Annotated in this window: 5 protein-coding genes; all 5 read left to right on the top strand. The window is 36.5% G+C overall.

Annotated elements, in window-relative coordinates; all coding sequences use genetic code 11:
- Positions 1 to 159 precede the first annotated feature (159 nt).
- The 5 genes from thiL to tsaD are packed head-to-tail and all read left to right on the top strand — an operon-like array spanning position 160 to position 3736.
- Positions 160 to 1116, top strand: coding sequence for a thiamine-phosphate kinase (gene thiL / locus A194_RS0115170; RefSeq protein WP_029425367.1), 957 nt, complete (start codon positions 160 to 162; stop codon positions 1114 to 1116).
- 20 nt (positions 1117 to 1136) lie between these two features.
- A complete protein-coding gene (gene tsaE / locus A194_RS0115165; RefSeq protein WP_017187645.1) occupies positions 1137 to 1586 on the top strand; it encodes a tRNA (adenosine(37)-N6)-threonylcarbamoyltransferase complex ATPase subunit type 1 TsaE in 450 nt (149 codons plus the stop codon).
- Positions 1583 to 2278, top strand: a complete 696-nt coding sequence (gene tsaB, locus A194_RS0115160; RefSeq protein WP_017187644.1) for a tRNA (adenosine(37)-N6)-threonylcarbamoyltransferase complex dimerization subunit type 1 TsaB — start codon at positions 1583 to 1585, stop codon at positions 2276 to 2278. The genes tsaE and tsaB overlap by 4 nt, the downstream gene beginning before the upstream one ends.
- Positions 2251 to 2730 (top strand): ribosomal protein S18-alanine N-acetyltransferase, encoded by a 480-nt coding sequence (rimI, locus tag A194_RS0115155; protein ID WP_017187643.1) that lies wholly within the window; start codon positions 2251 to 2253, stop codon positions 2728 to 2730. Before tsaB ends, rimI begins: the two co-directional genes overlap by 28 nt.
- 13 nt (positions 2731 to 2743) lie before the next feature.
- Positions 2744 to 3736: a tRNA (adenosine(37)-N6)-threonylcarbamoyltransferase complex transferase subunit TsaD gene (gene tsaD / locus A194_RS0115150; RefSeq protein WP_017187642.1), complete on the top strand. Its 993-nt coding sequence runs from the start codon at positions 2744 to 2746 to the stop codon at positions 3734 to 3736.
- Positions 3737 to 4096: the final 360 nt, after the last annotated feature.

Below are 4096 nucleotides of genomic sequence, written 5' to 3'. Positions count from 1 at the left end.
TATTATTTCAGACCATTCAGTACCTTGTGAATAAAATTCACAAGGTTTTTTTACATTTATAGAGCGATTTTACATAGTTGGCTTAAAAGATGATTATTTCCCTTAATGAGCCATCTTTGCTATGATACAGTTATACTGAAGATATGGAGAGGTTCTATGATGAAAGAGACTGATCTTATTAGTCAAATAACCCCATCTTTTTACCGTCAAAGCTCTGTTGTTACGGGAATTGGCGATGATGGTGCTGTTATTAAGCCGCCTAATGGCCATGAGCTTGTCATTGTAGCTGATGCAATGATTGAGGATGTTCACTTTTCTTTAAATTATATGAACTTATCAGATGTTGGACACCGCGTTCTAGCTGCTAATGTTAGTGATTTAATTGCTATGGGAAGTAAGCCATTATATTACATAATAACCCTTAATGTACCAAGTGATTACAATCATAAAGATATTCAATCGTTATATGATGGTCTGAACGAGTTATCAAAAGTATATAATATGGATTTAATTGGCGGTGACACGACTTCTTCAAATAAACTTATGATATCAATTACTGCTTTTGGATCTGTCTTACCGAACAAAAAAAGATTAAGGTCTCAAGCCGAAGTAGGAGACGTTGTATTTGTTACTGGTTATTTAGGTGAATCAGGTTATGGTTTACATTTATTAAACAAACAAATGAATGAAGACTATTTCATTAACCGTCATAAGCGTCCAGTTCCAAGACAAGATTTTCTGTATGCTTCAGAGCCGCTTAGTAGGGTTTGTTTAAATGATATGAGTGACGGGATTTCGACTGAGTTAAATGAAATTGCAGAAGCATCATTAGTAAATATAGAAATCAATTATGAATCTTTGCCTGTCCATCAAGAGATGAAAAAGCTTAATTCAACATTTCTAAAAGAACTCATTTTATCTGCTGGTGAGGATTTTGAATTAGTCGGGACTTGTTCTGTACAAGAATGGAAACAATTAGAACAGTCTTGTCAAAAGTTGAATGTCCCCATTAAATCAATCGGAACGGTAACAAGCTCATCTTCAACTCCAAAGGTTAATTTAATTGAAGGTGACCAAATAACGCTTTTAGACCGTAAAGGATATGAGCATTCATAATAATTAATAGGTGATTATATATGTACAAGTTCACAACAATAAATGAAAATGAAACGCAACGTTTAGCTAAACAAATAGGAGAGAAGTTAATGCCTAATGATGTGTTGACGTTAGACGGTGATTTAGGCGCTGGTAAAACAACTTTTACTAAAGGTTTAGCAGAAGGTTTAGCTGTAAAGCGAACGGTTAATAGCCCAACTTTTACAATCGTTAAAGAGTATAAAGGCCGTATGCCACTTTACCACATGGATGTGTACCGTTTAGAAGATAGTGAAGAAGATATCGGCTTTGATGACTACTTTAATGCAGAAGGTGTGACCGTAATAGAGTGGTCACAATTTATATTAGACTTTTTACCGGAAGAACGATTACAAATTAATATAAAAAAGATAGATGAGGAGCGACGTGAAATCATATTAACTCCTCATAGTGATCATTTAAATGAATTATGCAAGGAGCTCAAACTATGAACGTGTTAGCGATCGATACTTCAAATCAACCGATGAGTGTTGCAATATTGAAAGATAATCAATTAGCTGCGGAGTTGACGGTGAATGTAAAACGTAATCACTCAATACAACTGATGCCAGCTGTTGATTATATATTTAACCAGGCAAATTTAACGCCGAAAGATTTAAATTTAATAACTATTTCAGAAGGGCCTGGCTCTTACACTGGTTTAAGAATTGGGATGACGACGGCTAAGACGATGGCATGGACATTAAATGTACCCGTTGTCGCAATATCTAGTTTAGAAATGTTAGCAGCTAATTTAACCTATCATAATGGCTATATATGTCCATTTTTTGATGCTAGAAGGGGTAATGTCTTCACAGGACTATATCAAGCTCAAAACGGACAAATAACAAACGTGAAAGATGACCTCAATACATCAATGGAATCTTGGTTAGAACAGTTACAAAATATAGATGAGACCGTTCATTTTATTAGCTCAACGAATCATCAATTTGATGAACTAATAAAAGAGAAACTAGGAGCACAAGCAAATATTATTCAACATTCTATGAATTTACCGAGAGCTAGTATGTTAGCACATTTAGCGCTTGAACGTGAACCGACACCTGTTCATGTGTTAAAACCTCAGTATCATCGAATGGTGGAGGCCGAAGCGAAATGGTTAGAGCAAAATCAAAACAGGTAGAAAAGATGAACAAAACAATAATTCGCAAAATGGAGTTAACGGATTTAGATGATGTTATGAACGTGGAGTTAGCTTCTTTTCAATCCCCTTGGAAGCGAGAAGACTTTGAATTTGACCTCGTGAAAAATCGTTTTTCGCACTATTTAGTTTTGGAAAAAGATGAACGAGTCATTGCTTATTGTGGTGTTTGGATTGTTATGGAGTCAGCACAAATAACAAATATTGCGGTTTTACCAGAAGAACGAGGGCATAAATATGGTGAGAAATTGTTTGAGCAAGTAATGAAAATGACGAAACGATTCGGTGTAGAGGAATTAACGTTAGAAGTACGTGAATCAAATAAAGTTGCGCAAAAGATGTACGAAAAATTTGGACTCGAGATTGTCGGTAGACGTGAAAACTACTACCCAGATCAAGAAGATGCTTATGTAATGTGGGTGAAAATATCATGATAGAAAAAATGAATTGATCTTAGCAATTGAGACAAGTTGTGATGAAACAGCAGCTGCAGTCGTGCAAGGCGGAACAAAGCTGCTTTCAAATGTTGTAGCTACCCAAATGGACATCCACCAAAAGTTTGGTGGTGTAGTACCAGAGGTGGCATCAAGACATCATATCGAACAAATGACTGTCATATTGGAACAAGCGTTAACAGAAGCTGATGTGACGATGGAAAATATTGATGCTGTTGCTGTAACAGAAGGACCAGGCCTTGTTGGTGCATTACTCGTTGGTGTTAATGCGGCTAAAGCATTAGCTTATGCACACGGAAAACCAGTCATTGGTGTACATCATATTGCAGGTCATATATATGCTAACCGATTGGAAAAAGAGTTTGAGTTTCCGTTGTTGTCCTTAGTTGTATCAGGAGGACACACCGAACTCATTTATATGGAAGAACACGGTGAGTATGAGATTATCGGTGAAACACGAGATGATGCAGCAGGAGAAGCGTATGACAAAGTGGCTAAAGCTTTAAGCTTACCTTACCCAGGTGGTCCACAGATTGACCGTTTAGCACAAGAAGGTAAAGATACTTATAACTTTCCACGATCTTATTTAGAGGAAGGTTCATATGATTTTAGCTTCAGCGGTCTTAAAACAGCCGTTATTAACAAGTTGCATCACTTAAGACAAAAAGGTGAAGAGATTGATGTTGAAAATGTCGCCACGTCTTTCCAAGAGAGTGTTATTGATGTGTTAGTTGATAAAACGTATGATGCAGCAAAAGATTACGGCGTTAAACAGTTAATCGTCGCTGGTGGCGTTTCTGCAAATAAGACATTAAGAGCGAGAATGGAACAGCGTTTTGCAGAAACTGATGTCGAATTAACGATCCCGCCATTATATCTATGTACAGATAATGCAGCGATGATTGGTGCTGCGGCTTCTGTTGAGTATCATAAACAAAATTATGCTTCGCTTAACTTAAATGCTAATCCAGGATTAATGATGTAATTGATTACCCACAACTTATACACAAAGTTGTGGGTATTTTTTATAATTTTAGGTGTGACGGTATGTGAACTTGTGTATAATTCTTGTGGACAAAAGTGGTTAATTTTGTGGACTTTGTTAATAAGTCTGTGCAAAACTTGGTGTGTTGGGTACTTGTCTAGTGGATAAACTATACTTATACACAAAAAAGCACTAGGAATGAATTCCAAGTGCTTTATAACTTAAGAACTAGCCTTAAACGACTCGAGCTCTTCTTGTAACGTTTCCCATTCTTCCATGAGTTGTTCTAATGAATCTTGGCTTGTCTTAATCGTATCATTAATTTCTTGCAGGCATGAGTAATCACCGGTTAATTCAGGG

The sequence above is a fragment of the Alkalibacillus haloalkaliphilus C5 genome (assembly GCF_000269905.1).
GTDB classification, from domain to species: Bacteria; Bacillota; Bacilli; order Bacillales; family Alkalibacillaceae; genus Alkalibacillus; species Alkalibacillus haloalkaliphilus_A.
Note: the sequence above shows the minus strand (reverse complement) of the source record. Positions and strands in the feature narration are given on the sequence as shown.